The sequence below is a fragment of the Kushneria phosphatilytica genome (genome assembly GCF_008247605.1).
GTDB lineage: Bacteria > Pseudomonadota > Gammaproteobacteria > Pseudomonadales > Halomonadaceae > Kushneria > Kushneria phosphatilytica.
Genome location: NZ_CP043420.1, coordinates 1,558,338 through 1,577,541, shown reverse-complemented (window position 1 = coordinate 1,577,541; position 19,204 = coordinate 1,558,338). Strand labels below are relative to the sequence as shown.

The window sequence follows — 19,204 nt, the reverse complement described above, 5'->3', positions numbered from 1 at the left end:
TGTATACATTAACATCGTGAGCTCGCCCATGACACGTCCGCTCACCCAGCGCCAGCAGCTGGTTTACGACTTCATCCTTCAGACCATTCAGGATTTCGGCTACCCGCCGACTCGGGCCGAAATTGCCTCGGCACTGGGATTCCGCTCCCCCAATGCCGCCGAGGAACATTTGCGCGCCCTGCGCCGCAAGGGCGTGATCGATATGGTGCCCGGGACCTCACGAGGTATTCGACTGCCGCACAACGAGGAAGTGCCCGATGGGCTTCCGGTCATTGGCGAGGTCGCCGCCGGCAGTCCCATTCTGGCGGCCGAACACATCGATCGTCACTGTCCACTACCCGCCGATTTCTTTACTCCCAATGCGGACTACCTCTTGCGAGTACGAGGTCTATCGATGCGAGATGCCGGCATACTCGAAGGCGACCTGTTGGCGGTGCATCGCACCACCGATATTCGTAACGGCCAGATCGTGGTGGCCCGACTGGATGATGAAGTCACGGTCAAACGCTTTGAACGCCAGAACAATCAGGTGCGTCTGCTGGCCGAAAATCCCGATTTTCAGCCTATTGAAGTCGATACAACCTGCCAGACACTGGAAATCGAAGGTATCGGCGTCGGGATCATCCGCGGGGGCAACGGTCAGGGGCTCGACTGAGTCTGTTGTCTCTCTCGTCCATAACCTGCCCGACATGATGTCGGGCATCGGCTTTGTCACTCGTCAGTGAACAACCGACGGGCGCTCACTCTCCTCTTCGGCCTCATCTCCCTCCCACAGGGTTGTGCGTGAAATGACATGATCGAGCATTTCGCGCGCCACTTCGAAACGGCTGCAACGCAGCATATCCAGCACTTCACTGGAAAACCGGATGGCCACCAGCGGTTCCTCATTGCCCTGTGAAGGCCGCAGCACCACCTCGCCATCGGCAAGTTCAACAATCTCCAGAATCGCGGCGTCGGACATTGATTACCTCTCTGACCATAAGCGGACAGTACTGTATGTCTGTCCGACAACGAAAAGCGACCACGGCAGTCATCTGCCGTGGTCGCTATGCAAGATCAGCCTAACACGGCCAATACTCGGCGTCACCACTCTACTCCGGTCTCGCGTAACGCCGGCAGTAGCGTCGCAAATCCCGCAAGCGCATCATGGAGGTCATCAGCCAGCCCGGCACGGCCGGTCGTGGTAATGGTCATGCTGGGCCGCTGACGCATTGCAGCGCCTTCTTCGCCATGCAATCGATCAATATGCCACAACAGCCTTGCCAGCCAACTGCTGCCGTCCTCGCGCAGGGCGCGCAGGCGCTCGATTTCCGCCACACTGCGCGGTGGATCAAGCAATGCCTGTCGCCATTCCATATCCGGCCAGTTACAGATATGGGCAATCTCTTCGATGAGTGAGGCCAACGCCAGCTCAAGCTGTGCCAGCGCACTCTCTTCCAGCGCCATACGGCGCGCATCGGCATGTTCGTCTTCGCCCACCGGCATCGCCAGTAGCAAGCGTGCCTGATAAAGCAACTGATTGGTGCGTGCACGTGCGCTCATGGCTCACCATCCGAAAGATTACGATGCCTTGCGACTCTTGCGATTATCCTCGACCTGCCATTGACCCTGATCAAAAATCGCCCGCCAGCCGCTTGCCTTGCCGTCAACCTCGGTCAGCACATACTGACTCTTCGTCTTGCGTGAAAAACGGATCTGGGCCGGATTGCCCTCCGGATCTTCGCTCGGCGCATCCAACAGAAAGAGATACTTTTCAGGCAACTCCTCGGCGTGTGCCTTGAGTTCCTTTACCAGGGGTGGACGGGTTTCACGGTTTTTGGGGAACTGGCTGGCCGCCAGAAACAGGCCACTGGCGCCATCACGCAACACATAGTGATCATCCACCTTGCGGCAGGCCAGCTCCGGCATGGGAATCGGATCCATCTTGGGCGGCGCTGGCTCGCCATTCTTCAGCAGCTTACGGGTATTGCGGCATTCGTCATTGGTACAGGCGAAATACTTGCCAAAACGCCCGGATCGCAACTGCATTTCAGCACCACACTTGTCACATTCGATGGTCGGCCCTTCGTAGCCCTTGATCCTGAACTGACCATATTCGATCTCATAGTAGCCATCGTCATCATTACTCAGATGAAGCTTACGGGTCTCATCGACCAGGTAGCTGTTCATCGCAGTGCCGGTATTCGGATTACGACGCTTGGCGCGCAGCGCTTCCGTTTCTGCCGACTCGTCGGCATCTGCCGGGATGGCTTCATCCCCAGGCAACAGATCGATGGTGGTCTTGCAGCGCTCCTTCGGTGGCAGGGTATACCCCGAGCAGCCAAGAAATACCCCTGTTGAAGCTGTCCGAATCTGCATCGGCCTTCCACAGGTAGGACACTCGATATCGGTCTCTATCGGCTGATTGGGGCGCATGCCGTTTTCACCCTCGGCATGCTCGAGTTTGCGGCGGAAATCGTCATAGAAGGTGTCCAGCAGAGCACGCCAGTCGCGCTCGCCTTCAGCGACGTCATCCAGCTCATCTTCCATGCGCGCTGTAAATCCATAATCGAGCAGGTCATGGAAGGATTCGACCAGCCTGTCGGTGACGATCTCACCCAGCTTTTCAGCATAGAAGCGACGGCTTTCGAGTTGCACATAGCCGCGCTCCTGAATGGTGGAAATAATGGAGGCATAGGTCGACGGACGCCCGATTCCCCGCTTTTCCAGCTCCTTGACCAGACTCGCTTCGGTATAACGCGCCGGCGGTTTGGTGAAATGCTGCTGCGGATCAAGCGCCTCCAGAGTCATCTCGGCGCCCTTTTGCAGATCAGGCAGCGACTGATCCTCTTCCCGCTTCCCGGCCGGCTTCATCACCCGGGTATAGCCATCAAAACGAAGGACCCGACCGCGCGCGCGCAACTCGAAACCTTCGGCTTCGATGGTCAGCGTGGTCGACAGGTACTGAGCCGGCGTCATCTGACAAGCCACAAACTGTCGCCATATGAGCTCATAGAGTCGTTCGGCATCCCGTTCCATACCGCTGAGATCGCTTGCGGTGCGATTTACATCACTGGGGCGAATGGCTTCGTGAGCTTCCTGAGCGCCCTCGCGACTGCTATATCGATTGGGAGAGTCTGGCAGGTAACGCTTGCCATACTGATCGTCAATATAGGCGCGCGCCATGCTGATGGCATCACCCGACAGATTGGTCGAGTCGGTACGCATGTAGGTGATATACCCCGCCTCATAGAGACGCTGCGCCAGGGTCATGGTCTTCTTGACCGAAAAGCCCAGCCGACCGCTGGCCGCCTGCTGAAGAGTCGAGGTAATGAAGGGCGCATTCGGCTTGCTGGTGGTTGGCCGATCCTCACGTCCGGTAATGACATAATCCGCGCTACGCAGCGGCGCAATCTTCTGCAGCGTTTCCTCTTCGGAAGCAGGCTGGAAATTCTCGCCCTGATGACGCGCCACTTCGAAACGCACCGGGCTACCATCCGAAGCTGTCAGATCAGCGTGCACATCCCAGTATTCACGGGGAACGAAGGCCCGAATCTCGCGCTCACGCTCAACAATCAGACGAACGGCCACGGACTGCACCCGGCCGGCAGACAGGCCTCGCGCCACCTTGTTCCAAAGCAGAGGTGAAAGCATGAAGCCCACTACACGATCCAGAAAGCGCCGTGCCTGCTGGGCATGTACGCGGTCGAGCTGGAGCTCACCGGGCTGTTCAAAAGCCTGACGAATGGCATTTTTGGTGATCTCGTTGAATACCACCCTGCGATAGCGAGTATCGTCGCCCCCGATGGTCTCGCGCAGATGCCAGGCGATGGCCTCACCCTCGCGATCAAGGTCGGTAGCGAGATAGACAGCATCGGCACTTTCGGCAAGGCGACGCAACTCATCGACCACCTTCTCCTTGCCGGGCAGAATTTCGTAATGCGCACGCCAGCCGTTGTCGGGATCGACACCCATTCGGCGAATCAGCTGATTATGCTGCTTCTGCTGTTTCCAGGCAGCCTTCTCCTCGGGCGACATACGGCGCGTAGCAGCGGCCTGCCGGGCCCGCTCGTTCGGATCGCTGGCTGATTTGCCCTGACCGCTGGTCGGCAGATCACGAATATGACCCACGCTCGATTTCACGATGAAATCGCTGCCCAGATACTTGTTGATGGTCTTGGCCTTGGCCGGCGACTCGACGATCACCAGTGACTTACCCATAGGTCTCCATCTCTGCCTGTCCGATGCTGCTACCGATTCGACCAACGCCGCCGGCGACATCCTTGATATATCCGGTCATCGTCCGGACATCGTGTCTGTATATACTCATCGACCCTGTCGCCCCGTTACTTTACTTACAGGTCGGTCAGGTGATGAAGGTGACAATGGCACGTTAACGTCATGAGTGCCAAAATCGCGCCTACCCTACCCCGACTTGATTGGCGGTGCCAGCACCGGTTTTCATGCCGTCCCGATCGTTTCAGGGTGCTCCCTGCCTGAGGGGACGGATCATTGCCCGGGTTTTGATGCTGATCGGATGAAAATCAATCCCGACAGCAACCGATCGCATGAGCAAAAAACCCATGTGATGTCTGATCAATCGGATTGCAAGAGAACACCCGAAACGATTCGATGCCGGACGAAACCCGGGGGAATGTAGTAAGCTCAATACGCTATTCCGCGCAAGGAGAGAGTCTCATGTCGCAATCGTATACCGGCCGCATTCGACGCACCAAGATCGTTTCAACGCTCGGTCCAGCCAGTGATCGTGAAGGCGTGCTTGACGCCATGGTGCGTGCCGGTGTCGACGTGGTTCGCCTGAATTTTTCACATGGCGATGCCGATGACCACCGCCGCCGAGTGCAGTCTGTACGTCAGGCTGCCGAGCGCCATGGTCGTAACGTAGCCATTCTGGGCGACCTGCAGGGACCAAAGATCCGCATCGCGCGCTTCAGCAATGGCCCCGTAGAGCTCGAAGAAGACCAATCCTTTATCATCGACATGTCGCTGGGTCGAGATGAGGGTGACGCCACACAGGTCGGCTGTGACTACAAGGCGCTGGTAGACGATGTCTCGCCCGGAGATGTACTGCTGCTTGATGATGGTCGTCTGGAGCTCGTGGTCGAAAAGGTGGAGTCGCCGAGGATTCACACTCGTGTTCGTGTGGGCGGCGAGCTCTCCAATAACAAGGGAATCAACAAGCAGGGCGGTGGTCTCTCGGCTTCAGCACTAACCGACAAGGATCGAGAGGATCTGAAAACGGCCATCGAACTTGATGTCGACTATCTGGCCGTCTCGTTTCCCCGTTCCGGTGAGGACATGGATCTGGCGCGCGAGCTGCTGGGCGAAGCCGGACGGCACATTGCGTTGGTTGCCAAGGTCGAGCGCGCTGAAGCCGTAGCCGATGAAGCCACCATGGATAGCATCATTCTCGCTTCCGATGCCGTCATGGTCGCTCGAGGCGATCTTGGTGTGGAAATCGGCGATGCACAGCTGATTGGCGTACAGAAGCGTCTGATTGCTCGCTCGCGTACGCTTAACCGGGTGGTCATTACCGCCACTCAGATGATGGAGTCGATGATTGAATCGCCTCTGCCAACCCGAGCCGAGGTCTTCGATGTCGCCAATGCGGTCCTTGACGGTACCGATGCGGTCATGCTGTCCGCCGAAACCGCTGCCGGGCAATATCCCGTGGAGACCATCGAAGCCATGAATCGACTCTGCCTGGGTGCAGAGCGAGAACGGGAAGCACAGCAATCCAAGCATCGCATGGCAGACGAGTTTCATCGCATTGACGAAACGGTAGCGCTTTCGGCCATGTATGCAGCCAATCACCTTGAAGGGGTCGCAGCCATTGCATGCCTGACCGAGACCGGCTATACGCCGTTGATCGCCTCACGTATTCGTTCGGGCCTGCCGATCGTCGCCTTGTCCGGCAATCAACGCACCATGCGGCGCATGGCACTCTATCGTGGTGTCATTGCCATTCACTTCGACACTGATGAAATGCCCAATGGCGAGGTCAATCGGCGTGCCATTGCCGAACTCGAGAAACGTGACCTTGCCCGCCATGATGATTTCGTGATCCTCACGCGAGGCGACCACGTCAACGCTCAGGGCGGCACCAATACCATGAAAATCGTCCGCGTCGGCAGCCATATCGGCTGATATCATCGGCCACCGGAGCAGCGACGCCAGGTCACTGCTCCGGCACGCCCCAGGATCCATCCCTCCCAGTTCAGAAGCGTCGGATCTTCGGGATACTCTTCCGGATGATGGCCATCCACGACACTGGTCATGTGCAAAACACCCAGCATGGCATCGAAGGCATCCTCTCCCCAGGCTCGACTGCCGAAACCAGTGGCCATCTGATCAAGTGCGGCACTTTCCCAGTACCAAACGGCTTTCTGCTGTCGCAGTAGCTGACGACACCAGTCACGACGATCCAGCTGTTTTCGCTTGCTCTGATACCCATTGCGTTCCAATCCCAGCGCGCGAGCGGCCCAGGCAGGCCAGGTTTCACACACTACGACGCCAGATTGTTTTGCAAGCGTGTCCAGATCGCCATCAAATGGCCAGAGATGAGCGCCACGGCGAACGGCCGGCTGCAGGATATTGCGCCACCCGAATATGGCTGCCTTGCCCACCTGATTGGCGCCCAGTGTCCAGAACAACGGGCAGGCAGCAGGACTACCATGACCGGCTCGCTCACAACGTCGACGTAGTTGATCGATATGCTCAACGCCCAGCGCCCGGGCCAGATCCTGCTGCTTTTGACCGCGCAAGGCTCGCTGCGGATAGAAAGGACGCCACGGATGTACGGATGTGATGTGGTCAGCTACATCGAAGAACGTCTGCCAGGCACCCTGCCCCAACTCCAACAGGACCTCGGGGAAGCGCCCCTGCGGAAACGATGCCCTGATCGCGGTTGGTAAACCGATGGGCATATCGAAACCAGCCAGCGTTGCAAAGGTATCGGATTGCGCGAACAGCAGGGACAGGACGTCATCCGGCGCGGGCCTGGCAGGCTCGATCGTCCAGCCATCCCCGGTACGAAGCGCTGTGCCGTACCAGCGTTTGTCAGCACGAACACTCCAGTCGAAATGGAGCAGACGGTTGAACATGGGGGCCGGTATCCACGGGAGTAGCCACGGTAAAGGAGGAGCGCAGCAGAGTTGCCGTGGTCAGCAATTCCAGTTGCGCAATCGGGCAAATCAGCTCGGTCCAGAGCTGCTGATGGTAATCGATGATGGTGCCTGCCGGCAGGGAGCCGCGATCACAGGTAGTATGCGCATCCGAAACAGCCACGACATCGAAACCGTGACTCAACGCCGCACGCAGTGTGGTATCGACAGCCAGTTCGGTCGCGTAACCAGTGAGCAGCAGACGAGTCACACCGGCTTCATGCAGTATTTCGACCAGCGAGGTCCCCAGGAAAGCATCGCTGGCGCTACGGCGCACCACCCAATCGCTTTCGGGACGCTGAATGGGAGGCAGCAACCTCCAACCGGCATGCAGGGGCGCCATGGCGGAGTCGGATACACCATCATATTGCAGGTGAATCACCGGGTTGCCCCGATCGCGCATCCCCGCCGCCAATGCGTTGATTCGATTAATGACGCCATCGATATCATGACAGGGTCTGCCGGTGCAGATCCCGATCTGCATATCGATGATGAGCAAGGCATCCATGAAGGGCACTCTCCGATATTCGTCACTTTCTTCGCGAAAGTGCTTTGATGATGCGGCGAACGTCGATTACGTTCCATGCCGATCAGGATGCCATCGATACTTTTGACCGATCGGACAAAAAGCGCTCAGAGTTGTCGCTATTCGGTCCAATCAGTCCGAATGGACGCGATCGATGCGCCCGCTGGCGAAGGCGTGACACTCAAGGATATCTTCGGCCAGGGTACGACCCATGGACAGTGGCGGTAACGCATCCAGCGAGAAGAAATCAGCCGCATCTGTCTCGTTATTATCCACGAACTCTCCACCCTGGTGATCGCAGATATAAAACAGTTTATAGATATGATCCGGTGTCGCTGGCTGATAGGGATGCAGACTGCGATCCTTGAGCATGGCCAGGCGCGGATTATCAGCCACATGGCCGGATTCTTCGAGAATTTCACGGAGCACACCCACGGAGGGTGCCTCACAGACATCTGCCCAGCCTCCCGGGAGTGTCCAGCGGCCATCCTTGCGCTCTCGTACAAGCAGCACACGATCCTCGACAAATACCGCCCCCCGCACATCCACCTTGGGAGTCGCATAACCGCTTTCGGGAATAATGAAGTTCTCTACCTGTTCGATGGACACATCGCCAAGCACGGCAAACATTTGATTGGTTAGCGCCTCAAGCTGGCGATAGCGTTCGAGCTCATAGTGATTGGTCGTGTAAGTCTGCCCGGTCTGCGCAATAGAGCGCAGCTGTTTGGCGAAATCGACCCAGTCGTGTGACATGTCATACTTCCTGTCGGATGAATTCACTCGGGTTCAGGACAATGCTGCGTGCCTGTTCACGCCCCCCTTTTTTCAAGCTGGGGCCATTCATGATGACACATGCTCCGACAACGCTTGTCATGATCGGACGCCAATACTGCTCGCCTGCATTCAGGCACACAATACTCCCTGCTAGCAGTCGGCCCAGGTAGACATAACGACGCGATGACCACTTGCTGAGGCGCAACGAGGTTCAAGAGCTGCTAACATTCAGGATAGGACACTGAACTTGCAAATCCCTCGGCGCCTGCAAGGAATCTACTGTTCGATCAGCCCGGCACTATCGTCGTTACAACCGGATATCTGCATGACCCAGCCCGCTCTGCTCAACCGGCTGACCTTCCGTCAGTTGCAGGTTTTCCAGACCGTTTATCGCCAGCACTCCTACTCCAGAGCCGCCGCCGAGCTTGGCCTGACCCAACCGGCCGTCAGTGCCCAGATCCGCCAACTGGAACAGGCACTCGGGCAATCCCTGTTCAAGTATGCTGGCAAGACCCTGCATATCCTGCCGCCTGCCGATGCTCTGGCGGAGTCGATCGGTACCATTTTCGGTGAAATCGCCAGCCTGCAGATGGCTTTGTCAAAGCTGACCGGCACTCTGCGAGGCGAGCTCAATATTGCAGCAGTCAGTACAGCTCAGTATATCGTGCCCCACATCCTGGCACGTTTTCGTGCCCGCTATCCCGAGGTACGACTACGCCTGCGCGTAGTCAATCGCAACGAAGCTCTCGCCCACCTCGCAGAACGCAGTGACGATCTCGTCATCATGGGGATGGCACCCGAAGACACCGATCTGACCTTCATGTCCATCATGGACAACGACCTGCTACCCATCGTCTGGCCCGGTCATCCGCTTTTGAATACCGAGCAGCCGACACCGGAAGCCTTTTCCCGGTACCAGGTATTGATGCGCGAGCCTGGAAGCGGCACTCGTATGGCGCTTGAAAAATATGCCCATCAACAACAATTGGCACTCGATCACAAACTCGAACTCGGGACCAGCGAAGCCATTAAACAAGGCGTCATGGCGCAACTGGGTGTCGCAGTGCTCCCTCGTATGGCCGTGCAGCTGGAATTGCAGAGTGGCCTGCTGGCTGTTCCCGAATTGCCCGGTTTTCCATTGCGGCACTCATGGGGCGTCGTACAGCACCGTGAGCGATACCCGACACCGATTACCGAGGCTTTCATGCAATTACTGCGTGAGCTGTTACCCGAACTCGAGCAGCTGTTCAATGCGCCTCTGGCACCCCGCTCCGCACCCGCCTTCACTTGCCTGCCCTGAGGCGCTGGCATGACCGCGCCTCCTGGGCCACCATTGGTTCATGAAAAGACACTGCCTGTCAGGAGAGAATGGAATGAAGGCCATTGCCACGAAAGGCGCCCGGGACGTACGAGCCACAGGCGCGCTGGAACTGATTGACGCTGATATCGCAGAACCGGACGGTTACGATTTACGGGTCCGTATCGAAGCCATTTCGGTCAATCCGGTGGATACCAAGGTACGCGCCGGCGCGCTCGGACCACTCGATGAAGCGAAAATCCTGGGATGGGACGCAGTAGGTCGCGTTGAAGCCGTAGGGGACCATGCAGCGGGATTTGCGGTTGGTGACCGGGTCTATTATGCCGGCCAGGTGGACCGCCCGGGATGCAATGCCGAGCAGCAACTGGTGGACTCACGCCTGGTCGCCCATGCGCCCGCCTCACTGGAAATCGAGGAAAGCGCCGCCATGCCACTGACCGGGCTGACCGCCTGGGAGGGACTGTTCGATCAGTTACAGCTGACCGCCGATCCGAAAGCACACAGCGAGGAAACACTGCTGGTCATCAATGGCGCCGGTGGGGTCGGCTCCAGCGTGATTCAGCTGGCGCGCCAGCTAACCGGGCTAACCGTCATCGCCACCGCCTCAAGGCCACAATCCGTTGAATGGTGCCGTGAGCTGGGCGCGCATGAAGTCATCGATCATCACGATCTGATCAATGAATTTCAGGCCACCGGGCGCGATACAGCGGATTATATCTTCAACTGCCACGATATTGGCGTCCACTGGGAGAACATGGTGACGCTGATTCGCCCATTGGGCCGCATTGTGGCCATTGCCGAAACCGAGCATCAGGTCGACCTCAATGCCCTGCAGCCGAAGGCTGCAAGTTTCAGCTGGGAGTTCATGTTTGCCCGTGCCTTGCATGGTTATCACATCGAACGCCAGGGGGAAATCCTTGCCGAACTGGCCACATTACTGGATGAAGGGCGGCTGCGAAGTACGCTTGGAGAAGTCATTGGCCCACTCAATGTCGAGAATCTGACTCGCGCCCATGAACAGCTGGAAGCCGGTCACACCACGGGCAAACTGGTACTGACGGCCATGCGATGAATCGATGTATTTCAGGATTCAAGGTGTCCTGATCCTTTACGGGGTGTCGAAATCCGGCGCCCCAGGCGTGACAACGCGCGCGCTGCGGGGGGCAGACGCAACAACATGAGCGCCCCCCCGGCCAGGGCGTAGCCACTCCATTGAGTCAGGTCGGCACGTACGATCCATAAAAAGTGCAGCAGCACCAGTGCCAGAGCGACATAGACAAAGCGGTGCAGACTCTTCCAGCGACGACCCAGTCGTTTCATGGCAAAACGATTGGACGTAATGGCAAGGGTGATCAGAATGATCAGTGCCAGCGCCCCCACAATGATATAGGGGCGTCGGCTCAAATCGGCGCCCAGCGCCGACCAGTCAAGACCCAGTATGAATAGCAGATAGCAACTCAGATGCAGCACGCCATAACTACAGGTCCAAAGCCCGAGCTGACGACGGATCACACTGAACCCTTTCCAGCGAGTCAAGCGCGTGAGTGGCGTCAGGGAGAGCGTCAGTAGCAACAGAATCAATCCGCCCTGCCCCAGATTGAGTAACAGATACCGCCCTGGCTCAGGTCCGGCAGCAGCCATTGCCACATGCCAGGACCACCAGAGCAGGGGCGCCAGTGCTGCCAGGAAAACGGCTACTCGCCAGACCCGAATCAATAGTATTTCCCCAGATCCATGTCACGGTAGAGATAGGCCACCTGCTCGCCATACCCATTGAACATCCGGGTATCGATCACATTGGGGTGAAACAGGCTATTGGGCAGCCGCCGTTCGGTTGCCTGACTCCAGCGAGGATGGTCGACAGACGGGTTGACGTTGGCATAGAACCCATACTCATTGGGGGCCAGTTGATGCCAGGAGGTTTCGGGCTGATCTTCGACCAGCGAAATGCGCACGATCGATTTAATGCTCTTGAACCCGTATTTCCAGGGGACTACCAGTCGAATCGGCGCACCATTCTGATTGGGCAGCACCCGGCCATACATACCGACGGCCAGAAACGCCAGCGGATTCATGGCTTCATCGAGCCGAAGCCCTTCCTGATAAGGCCAGTCAATCAGGCCAAACCGCGAGCGTTGCCCAGGCATCTGAGCGGGTCGTTCAAGCGTCTCGAAACGAACGTATTTCGCATTACCCGTCGGTTCCAGGCGCTTGATGACATCTGCCAGCGGCACCCCGAGCCACGGAATCACCATTGACCAGGCCTCGACACACCGCAAACGATAGATGCGCTCTTCAAGACGATCGGAACTCAGCAACTCCGGAACACTATATTGTCCCGGCTTACCTGCTTCGCCATCGACCTTGATACTCCATGGTTCGGTGACCAGCTGGCCGGCATGCTCGGCAGGATCACTTTTGTCCGAGCCGAATTCATAAAAATTGTTGTAGTGAGTGGCATCCCGGAAAGGCGCCACCTTGTCCAGTTCAGGATTCTCGGGCGTAATAGCCTGCCAGTGAGTGTCGGCGACTCTGTCATCAAACCATGCCGGTGCATCAGCCGAAGTAACATTCGGGTACTCCGAACTGGCCCAGACGCTACGCGGCACTCCGGCTGCCAGGCCCAGTGCCGCCACACCAGCCATGAATTGGCGACGTGAACGGTAAATGGTTTCGGGAGTGACTTCATTTTCTCTGGCAGCACTGCGATCACGAAGGTGGATCAGCATGAGTGTCACCTCACTTCAACGGTTACCTGAGGTTACGCTACACCATTCGGGATAACTTGCGGTGAAAATGACAAAATTGTCATTGAAATGACCCTTGCAGCCTGCCCGGGCCCAGAGACGAAAATGCCCGATCCAGCTGGATCGGGCATTTTGCAAAGAGCGATTGATCAGTCTTGTCAGCTGACTTTCTCGCCGTGCGCCTGCTTGTCGGCATGATAACTGGAGCGTACCAATGGGCCGGAAGCGACATGTCTGAAGCCCATTTCATAGCCCTTTTCGGCAAACCACGCGAAGGTATCAGGATGCACCCAGCGATCGACCGGCAGATGATCGCGCGAAGGCTGCATGTACTGACCCAGGGTCAGCATGTCGACATTGTGTGCCCGCAGATCACGCATTACCTCGAGCACCTCCTCATCGGTTTCGCCCACACCCAGCATCAGGCCCGATTTGGTCGGTACCTCGGGGCGCACCTGCTTGTAACGTTCAAGCAGATCAAGAGACCACTCGTAATCGGCACCGGGTCGCACACGGCGATACATGGAGGGCACCGTTTCCAGGTTGTGGTTGAACACATCCGGCGGCATCTGTTCCATGATACCGATGGCTCGTTCCATGCGGCCTCGGAAATCCGGTACCAGCACCTCGATCTCGATGCTTGGATTAAGCCGGCGAATTTCTTCAATGCAGTTATTGAAGTGCTGGGCTCCCCCATCACGCAGATCATCACGATCCACCGAGGTGATCACCACATAATTCAGCCGCATGTCGGCAATGGCTTCAGCCAGCTCACGCGGTTCATCTTCATTGAGCGCATTGGGACGACCATGCGCCACATCACAGAAGGGGCAGCGCCGAGTGCAGATATCCCCCATGATCATGAAGGTCGCTGTTCCACCACTGAAACACTCCCCCAGATTGGGGCAGGAAGCCTCTTCACAGACAGTATGCAACCCATGCTTGCGCAAGGTTTGCTTGATCCGTGTCACTTCAGGCGAGGCCGGCATGCGGACCCTGAGCCAGTCGGGTTTTTTGGGTAGCGTTTCGGTGGGAATGACCTTCACCGGGATACGGGCGACCTTGTCGGCGCCACGGAGTTTGACGCCACGTTCAGCCCGTTGCTTTTTCGGCGTTGCAGTAGTCTCGGTCATCAGTTCGATCCTGTTCCTCGAGAGTATTCAGCCAGCACTTCCGGTACACCGGGCGTTTCGCTGAACACCAGTCCGCCCAGTCGGCGCGAAAGACATCCCAGCCAGCGTTCGGCTTCCTGTGCCATATCGATCGGTTCATCCAGAAGATCGCGCAATTGCGTCATGGCCAAACCGGCATGACCGCATGGATTGATCCATCCGAAGGGGCCAAGATCCATGTCCAGGTTGAAGGCAATACCATGAAAGCTGCTCCCCCGGCGGATACGCAAGCCCAGTGAGGCAATCTTGGCCTCCCCCACATACACACCCGGTGCATCGGCGCGTGCATGAGCCTCGATATCATGTTCGGCAAGCACATCGATCACCGAGTTTTCCAGCGCGCTAACCACGGCCCTTACGCCCAGCCCACGGCGGCGAATATCCAGCAGGGGATAGGCGATCAATTGCCCGGGCCCATGGTAGGTCACCTGACCACCACGATCCGTTTGTACAACAGGGATGTTGCCTGCCATCAGCACATGCTCGGCACGCCCGGCCTGCCCCTGAGTAAAGACAGGGGCATGCTCGACCAGCCAAAGCTGATCGGCAACCCTGGCATCACGTTCATCGGTGAAGCGTCGCATGGCCTGCCAGACAGGTACATAGTCACGCTGTCCCAGGCGATAAAGCGATACCGGTCGCGTAGCTGACGACACCGCCGTCGCGGAGGTCATCGTGTTACAACACCATCTGAACCATGCCGGTAGCTTTCAGCTCATTGAACAGGGCCTTGAGCTGTTCTTCACCGGTGGTATAAAGCGTGACATGCAGCGAACGGTACTTGCCATTACGGCTATCATGATGCTTAACGGTATCTCGATCGAGCTGCGGATCGAAACGCTCCACCACATCCAGCATGGTCGTATCAAAATCAACCGCATTATTACCCACAATGCGAATGGTGTAGTGGCAGGGAAATTCTATTTTTGGCGCCTGCTCATCAACAGCGGCGCCCTCCGATGGGGAAGATGTCATATCCGTGTATCCGGGTGTCGGACTTTGCCTGCATTCTACGCGACAAGGGGCGCTCCGTCAGCCGGAGCGCCCCTGCCGTCATTCTGAAACAACCGAGGATCAGTCAAACAGGCCGAAAACGAATTTCACCACATGATCCCACATGCGCTTGATAAAGCCGCCTTCATCAACCGGCGAAAGCGCCACCAGTGGTTCCTGATCAATGGTCTTGTCGCCCTGTACCACCTCGAGCGTGCCAAGCTTCTGCCCCTTGCTGATAGGAGCATTGATATCCGACTGGATATTCAATCGCGCATTCAGCTTGTCGTCGCTCTGAGCGGAAACAGTGGTGTAGACATCATGATCAACGCCGATAGACACTTCATCCTGGGCACCACCCCAGACCCGCGCCTTGTTGAGCACGTCGCCCTTGCTATAAAGCTTTTTGGTCTCGAAATAACGGAAGCCGTAGTTCAGCAGCTTCTCGGATTCCTGGGCTCGAGCCTCTTCGGAATTGGTGCCCATGACAACTGAAATCAGACGGGTGCCATCGCGCATGGCAGAGGAAACCAGGCAATATCCCGCTGCATCCGTGTGTCCGGTCTTGAGACCATCTACCGACTTGTCCCGCCAGAGCAGCAGATTGCGGTTGGGCTGACGAATATCGTTCCAGGTAAAGTACTTCTCCGAATACAGCTTATAGTGATCCGGGAAGTCATTGATGATATGGCGTGCAATGATGGCCAGGTCATGCGCCGATGAATAGTGTCCTTCGGACGGCAGCCCGGTCGGATTTTCAAAATGGGTGTTTTTCAGCCCCATGCTTCGCGCGTACTGATTCATCAGAGTAGCGAAGGCAGATTCGCTGCCGGCCACATGCTCTGCGACAGCCACCGTGGCATCATTGCCCGATTGCACCACAATGCCCTGCATCAGATCCCTGAGCGGCACGTAACTGCCCACTTTGACAAACATCCGCGAGCCACCTGTCTGCCAGGCAGACTTGCTGATGCGGATCTTGTCATCTTCCGATAGATCACCGTTGTCGATCTCGTATTCGGTGATATAGGCGGTCATCATCTTGGTCAGGCTGGCCGGCGGCAGCCGCTCGTCAGCATTATGCTGAACCAGAATCTGACCACTTCTGGCGTCCATCAGTACCCAGGATTTGGCATTAAGACTGGGCGGCGATGGAACAAAACTGGCAATGCCCCTGGCGTCATCGGCCTGGACGGGAGAGGCCATCAGGGTCAGTGCCAGCCCGATCAATCCGATCAGTTGACGCCAGCGACTCGTTGGTGCAGCTAACAGTGTCATGTTACACGTTCTCATTGTGCCTGGTATTCAGTCCTTTGCCGAAACGACGTAGCCCCGGCCAAAGCCGGCATCGCGCAGTTCGGACCGGACGGACTCGACCATGATCGGATCGCTGAGCGGACCAATCTGGACGCGATGCATGGCGGCATGCCGGGTAATCCGGACCGGCTGATCGAGATGCGACTCGATCCGCGTCTTGAGCGCCTCGGCCCCGGCCCTGGAACTCAGCGCCGCCACCTGAAGATACAGGGGAGTCTCCCCTGCCGGTTCCCTGCTGGCCCTTGTTCCGTTATCGCCGGTGGCGCCCGGAGAGGCCGTAACCCGCGTGTGAGCCACGCTGTTTTCGTTGGAAGTACGCTGCTGGGCAGCTTTTTGTTGTCCCTGATCCGCCTGCGTCGACTGCGAAGCTGACGAGGATTGGCTGCCACGATCAGCTACCGCAGTCCCACCCTCATGGCGACGCTGCCAGGCCACCGGATCAATGGCCGTGACCCGTACCCGAGCCGTTCCCTTGTCCAGCATATCGAGCCTGGCCGCAGCCGCATAGGAGAGATCAATCAATCGATTGTCGTGGAAAGGTCCACGGTCATTGACCTTGACGATGACATGGCGCTGGTTGGCCAGGTTGGTAACACGCACATAGGTCGGCAACGGCAAGGTCTTGTGGGCCGCCGTCATCCTGTACATGCTGTACTCCTCGCCACTGGCGGTTGCATAGCCATGAAACTTGGTACCGTAAAATGATGCCCTGCCCACGGCACTGTAGCCATCGGCATCATTCATGACGTGATAGGTTTGCCCCCACACCGAGTAGGTCGAGCGATTTCCCGAGGCCGAGCGCGGTTCTACTCTGGGCACGGCATCCGGCACATTGGAAACATCAATAGAGCCATCCGGATAGCCATCCCTTGATTGGCTATAACGGCCACCATCACCACTACTCTTTGCGGTGCCCCCATGCTGTACACCGCCTCCAGAGCCGGCACAGCCTGCCAGTAACAGACAAAGCAGGCTAGCCAGCCATGGCGATCTCCTTGCCATCATGACTTCAATTATCCCGGGCCAGCTCTGCATGAATACGCTCTGCAAGCGTGGTTACGGCAGCTGCATAGAGATGACTGTGGTTGTAACGGGTAATGACGTAAAAATTGTTCAAACCGAAAGCGTAGCGTTTGTGCCCATCCTCGAAATCCAGCGCCAGCGGCATGACCTTCGTATCGGCAGACAGACTCTTTTTCGGACGAAGCCCCATCTGCTCGAACCGGCTGACCGGCTGGTCAGGCGTACTGACAGCATTGAAGTCGATCTGCTGATTCGGTGAGCCATCTACCGCAGCCGGGATCATGATCGGCTTGCCATGCTGCCAGCCATGCTCGGCCAGATAATTGGCCACGCTACCGATGGCATCCACCGGTTCGTGCCAGAGATCACGAATGCCATCATTGTCGAAGTCGACAGCGTAAGCCTGATAACTGGTAGGGATAAACTGCGGATAACCCATGGCACCTGCATAGGAACCCTTCAGCGAAAGCGGGTCCAGCCCCTGTTGTAGCGTCAGGGTCAGATACGCCTCAAGCTCGCCACGAAAGAAATCGGCTCGTTTCGGATAATCAAAGGCCAGCGTCGAGAGCGAATCGATGACACGATAACTGCCCTTGTGACGCCCATAGAAGGTTTCCACGCCAATAATGGCTGCAATAACCTCCGGCTCAACACCGTAACGATCTTCCGCTCGCTGCATCGCTTGGCGATGATCGATGATGAACTGCACCCCGGCCGACACGCGCGAAGGCTGGATAAAGATATTGCGATATTTCTCCCAGCTCAGCCGCCCTTCTGCCGGCCTTGAGATGGCATCGATAATGCTTTGTTGATGCGTTGCATCATCCATCGCGCGAATCAGCGCCTTGCGATCCAGTCCCTGGGAAGACAGGTGCTCGATCATCTGCTCCACCTTCGGGTGCGAAGCAGGATCAAAATCCTGAGCGGCCTGCCCGGTTGCGGGCATGGCCGCTGCTGCTGCAAGCACCATCAGCAGCGCGTGGCGCGAACGACCGGCAAAACGGCGTGACTTCATGCAGTTTTCTCTCTAACGCGGCGACATTTTACGATGACCGAAAACGGCCATCAGAATACCGAAGCCCGCCAGCAGGGTCACGCTGGATGTCCCACCGAAACTGATCAGCGGCAACGGTACTCCGACAATTGGTAATAGCCCGCTGACCATACCGACATTGACGAACACATACACGAAAAAGGTCAGTACGATACTGCCACCGGCAAGGCGACCAAACGTATCAGGCGCCTGGGCCGCCATGTAGAGTCCACGCCAGATCAGTATCAGATAGGCAAACAGCAGCAAGGTCATGCCGACCAGGCCGAACTCCTCGCCCAGCACAGCCACGATGAAGTCGGTATGACGTTCGGGCAGGAATTCCAACTGGGACTGGGTCCCCTGCATCCAACCCTTGCCCCACAATCCGCCCGAACCGATGGCTGTTTTCGACTGAATGATGTTCCAACCGGTTCCCAGTGGATCACTTTCAGGATTGAGAAAGGTCAACACTCGTTGCTGCTGGTAGTCATGCATGTTGAACCACATCAACGGCATGGCAGCGGCCACCAACAGCGCGCAGACACCGACCACCCGCCAGGACAATCCTGCCAGCAGCACCACGAAGACAGCCGAGGCGGAAACCAGCATCGAGGTGCCGAGATCGGGCTGATCGGCAATCAGCCCCACCGGAACGATGATCAGCAGCACGCAGAAGATCAGATCCATCCACCCCGGCGGCAACTGTCGTCGTGCCAGATAACTGGCAAGCATCATCGGCATGGCCAGCTTCATCAGTTCCGAAGGTTGAAAACGAAATAATCCGGGGATTTCGAGCCAGCGCTGTGCACCCATGGCATGGGCACCGATGACATCCACGGCCAGCAACATCAGAGTCACGCCCAGATAGAAGACCCAGGCCAGGCTCATCATGAGGCGAGGTGGAACCTGTGCAATCACCAGCATGGCGGTAATTGCCAGTAGCAGGCGCAGCGCCTGCGCCTTGACCAGCAGCAACGATTCACCGCCAGCGCTGTAGAGCACCATGAGCCCGCCCGCCATGATCAGCAGCAGCATGAGCAACAGCCACGGATCGATATTCAGCGTGGCCCAGTCGAAACGCTGATAGCGGCGGCGTGAGCGTCGAATCCAGCGTGACCAGGTTTCCTTCATGCCATAC

General features: G+C 57.5%; 19 protein-coding genes. 4 read left to right on the top strand and 15 right to left on the bottom strand.

Going from position 1 to position 19,204, the window contains the following annotated elements; genetic code table 11:
• The first annotated feature begins 28 nt into the window (after positions 1-28).
• Entirely contained in the window at positions 29-655 is a 627-nt protein-coding gene (gene lexA, locus FY550_RS07195) for a transcriptional repressor LexA (protein ID WP_149054444.1), read from the top strand.
• Positions 656-718: 63 nt separating this feature from the next.
• Here the strand turns inward: lexA and FY550_RS07190 are convergent, their stop codons facing one another.
• The 3 genes from FY550_RS07190 to topA all read right to left on the bottom strand — a co-directional run bounded on the left by FY550_RS07190 (position 719) and on the right by topA (position 4,200).
• Positions 719-961, bottom strand: a complete 243-nt coding sequence (locus tag FY550_RS07190; protein ID WP_070977262.1) for a hypothetical protein — start codon at positions 959-961, stop codon at positions 719-721.
• A gap of 122 nt (positions 962-1,083) precedes the next feature.
• The gene (locus tag FY550_RS07185; protein WP_070977261.1) at positions 1,084-1,542 is read right to left on the bottom strand and encodes a DUF6586 family protein; all 459 of its coding nucleotides are present in this window, start codon (positions 1,540-1,542) and stop codon (positions 1,084-1,086) included.
• 18 nt (positions 1,543-1,560) lie between these two features.
• Entirely contained in the window at positions 1,561-4,200 is a 2,640-nt protein-coding gene (gene topA, locus FY550_RS07180) for a type I DNA topoisomerase (RefSeq protein WP_149054443.1), read from the bottom strand.
• A gap of 477 nt (positions 4,201-4,677) precedes the next feature.
• Between topA and pyk the strand changes: the two genes are divergently transcribed.
• On the top strand, positions 4,678-6,147 hold the full coding sequence (pyk, locus tag FY550_RS07175) for a pyruvate kinase (RefSeq protein WP_070977260.1): 1,470 nt from the start codon (positions 4,678-4,680) through the stop codon (positions 6,145-6,147).
• Positions 6,148-6,149: 2 nt separating this feature from the next.
• Here the strand turns inward: pyk and FY550_RS07170 are convergent, their stop codons facing one another.
• From FY550_RS07170 to FY550_RS07160, 3 genes are all read right to left on the bottom strand, one after another.
• Complete coding sequence (locus FY550_RS07170) at positions 6,150-7,103, bottom strand: DUF429 domain-containing protein (protein ID WP_070977259.1); 954 nt, start codon at positions 7,101-7,103, stop codon at positions 6,150-6,152.
• The gene (locus tag FY550_RS07165; RefSeq protein WP_070977258.1) at positions 7,060-7,671 is read right to left on the bottom strand and encodes an isochorismatase family protein; all 612 of its coding nucleotides are present in this window, start codon (positions 7,669-7,671) and stop codon (positions 7,060-7,062) included. Before FY550_RS07165 ends, FY550_RS07170 begins: the two co-directional genes overlap by 44 nt.
• Before the next feature lie 150 nt (positions 7,672-7,821).
• The gene (locus tag FY550_RS07160) at positions 7,822-8,442 is read right to left on the bottom strand and encodes an NUDIX hydrolase (protein ID WP_070977257.1); all 621 of its coding nucleotides are present in this window, start codon (positions 8,440-8,442) and stop codon (positions 7,822-7,824) included.
• A 346-nt stretch (positions 8,443-8,788) separates the two neighbouring features.
• Between FY550_RS07160 and FY550_RS07155 the strand changes: the two genes are divergently transcribed.
• Together FY550_RS07155 and FY550_RS07150 are read left to right on the top strand one after the other, a co-directional pair.
• The gene (locus FY550_RS07155; RefSeq protein ID WP_070977256.1) at positions 8,789-9,763 is read left to right on the top strand and encodes a LysR family transcriptional regulator; all 975 of its coding nucleotides are present in this window, start codon (positions 8,789-8,791) and stop codon (positions 9,761-9,763) included.
• Positions 9,764-9,836: 73 nt separating this feature from the next.
• Positions 9,837-10,853 carry a zinc-binding alcohol dehydrogenase family protein gene (locus FY550_RS07150; protein WP_070977255.1) on the top strand — a complete coding sequence of 339 codons (1,017 nt, stop codon included), beginning with the start codon at positions 9,837-9,839 and terminating at the stop codon, positions 10,851-10,853.
• Positions 10,854-10,864: 11 nt separating this feature from the next.
• Here FY550_RS07150 and msrQ read toward each other — a convergent pair whose 3' ends face one another.
• The 9 genes from msrQ to rodA form a co-directional block, all read right to left on the bottom strand.
• Complete coding sequence (gene msrQ / locus FY550_RS07145; protein ID WP_070977254.1) at positions 10,865-11,497, bottom strand: protein-methionine-sulfoxide reductase heme-binding subunit MsrQ; 633 nt, start codon at positions 11,495-11,497, stop codon at positions 10,865-10,867.
• The gene (gene msrP / locus FY550_RS07140; RefSeq protein ID WP_070977253.1) at positions 11,494-12,510 is read right to left on the bottom strand and encodes a protein-methionine-sulfoxide reductase catalytic subunit MsrP; all 1,017 of its coding nucleotides are present in this window, start codon (positions 12,508-12,510) and stop codon (positions 11,494-11,496) included. The genes msrQ and msrP overlap by 4 nt, the downstream gene beginning before the upstream one ends.
• Before the next feature lie 176 nt (positions 12,511-12,686).
• Positions 12,687-13,661 carry a lipoyl synthase gene (gene lipA, locus FY550_RS07135; RefSeq protein WP_070977252.1) on the bottom strand — a complete coding sequence of 325 codons (975 nt, stop codon included), beginning with the start codon at positions 13,659-13,661 and terminating at the stop codon, positions 12,687-12,689.
• Complete coding sequence (gene lipB / locus FY550_RS07130; RefSeq protein ID WP_149054442.1) at positions 13,661-14,374, bottom strand: lipoyl(octanoyl) transferase LipB; 714 nt, start codon at positions 14,372-14,374, stop codon at positions 13,661-13,663. Before lipB ends, lipA begins: the two co-directional genes overlap by 1 nt.
• 4 nt (positions 14,375-14,378) lie before the next feature.
• A complete protein-coding gene (locus FY550_RS07125) occupies positions 14,379-14,675 on the bottom strand; it encodes an HP0495 family protein (protein ID WP_070977249.1) in 297 nt (98 codons plus the stop codon).
• Between the two features lie 99 nt (positions 14,676-14,774).
• On the bottom strand, positions 14,775-15,971 hold the full coding sequence (locus tag FY550_RS07120; RefSeq protein ID WP_070977248.1) for a D-alanyl-D-alanine carboxypeptidase family protein: 1,197 nt from the start codon (positions 15,969-15,971) through the stop codon (positions 14,775-14,777).
• 27 nt (positions 15,972-15,998) lie between these two features.
• Positions 15,999-17,015 carry a septal ring lytic transglycosylase RlpA family protein gene (locus tag FY550_RS07115; RefSeq protein ID WP_233350294.1) on the bottom strand — a complete coding sequence of 339 codons (1,017 nt, stop codon included), beginning with the start codon at positions 17,013-17,015 and terminating at the stop codon, positions 15,999-16,001.
• A gap of 4 nt (positions 17,016-17,019) precedes the next feature.
• Positions 17,020-18,048, bottom strand: a complete 1,029-nt coding sequence (mltB, locus tag FY550_RS07110) for a lytic murein transglycosylase B (RefSeq protein WP_070977246.1) — start codon at positions 18,046-18,048, stop codon at positions 17,020-17,022.
• 12 nt (positions 18,049-18,060) lie between these two features.
• On the bottom strand, positions 18,061-19,197 hold the full coding sequence (rodA, locus tag FY550_RS07105) for a rod shape-determining protein RodA (protein ID WP_070977245.1): 1,137 nt from the start codon (positions 19,195-19,197) through the stop codon (positions 18,061-18,063).
• Positions 19,198-19,204: the final 7 nt, after the last annotated feature.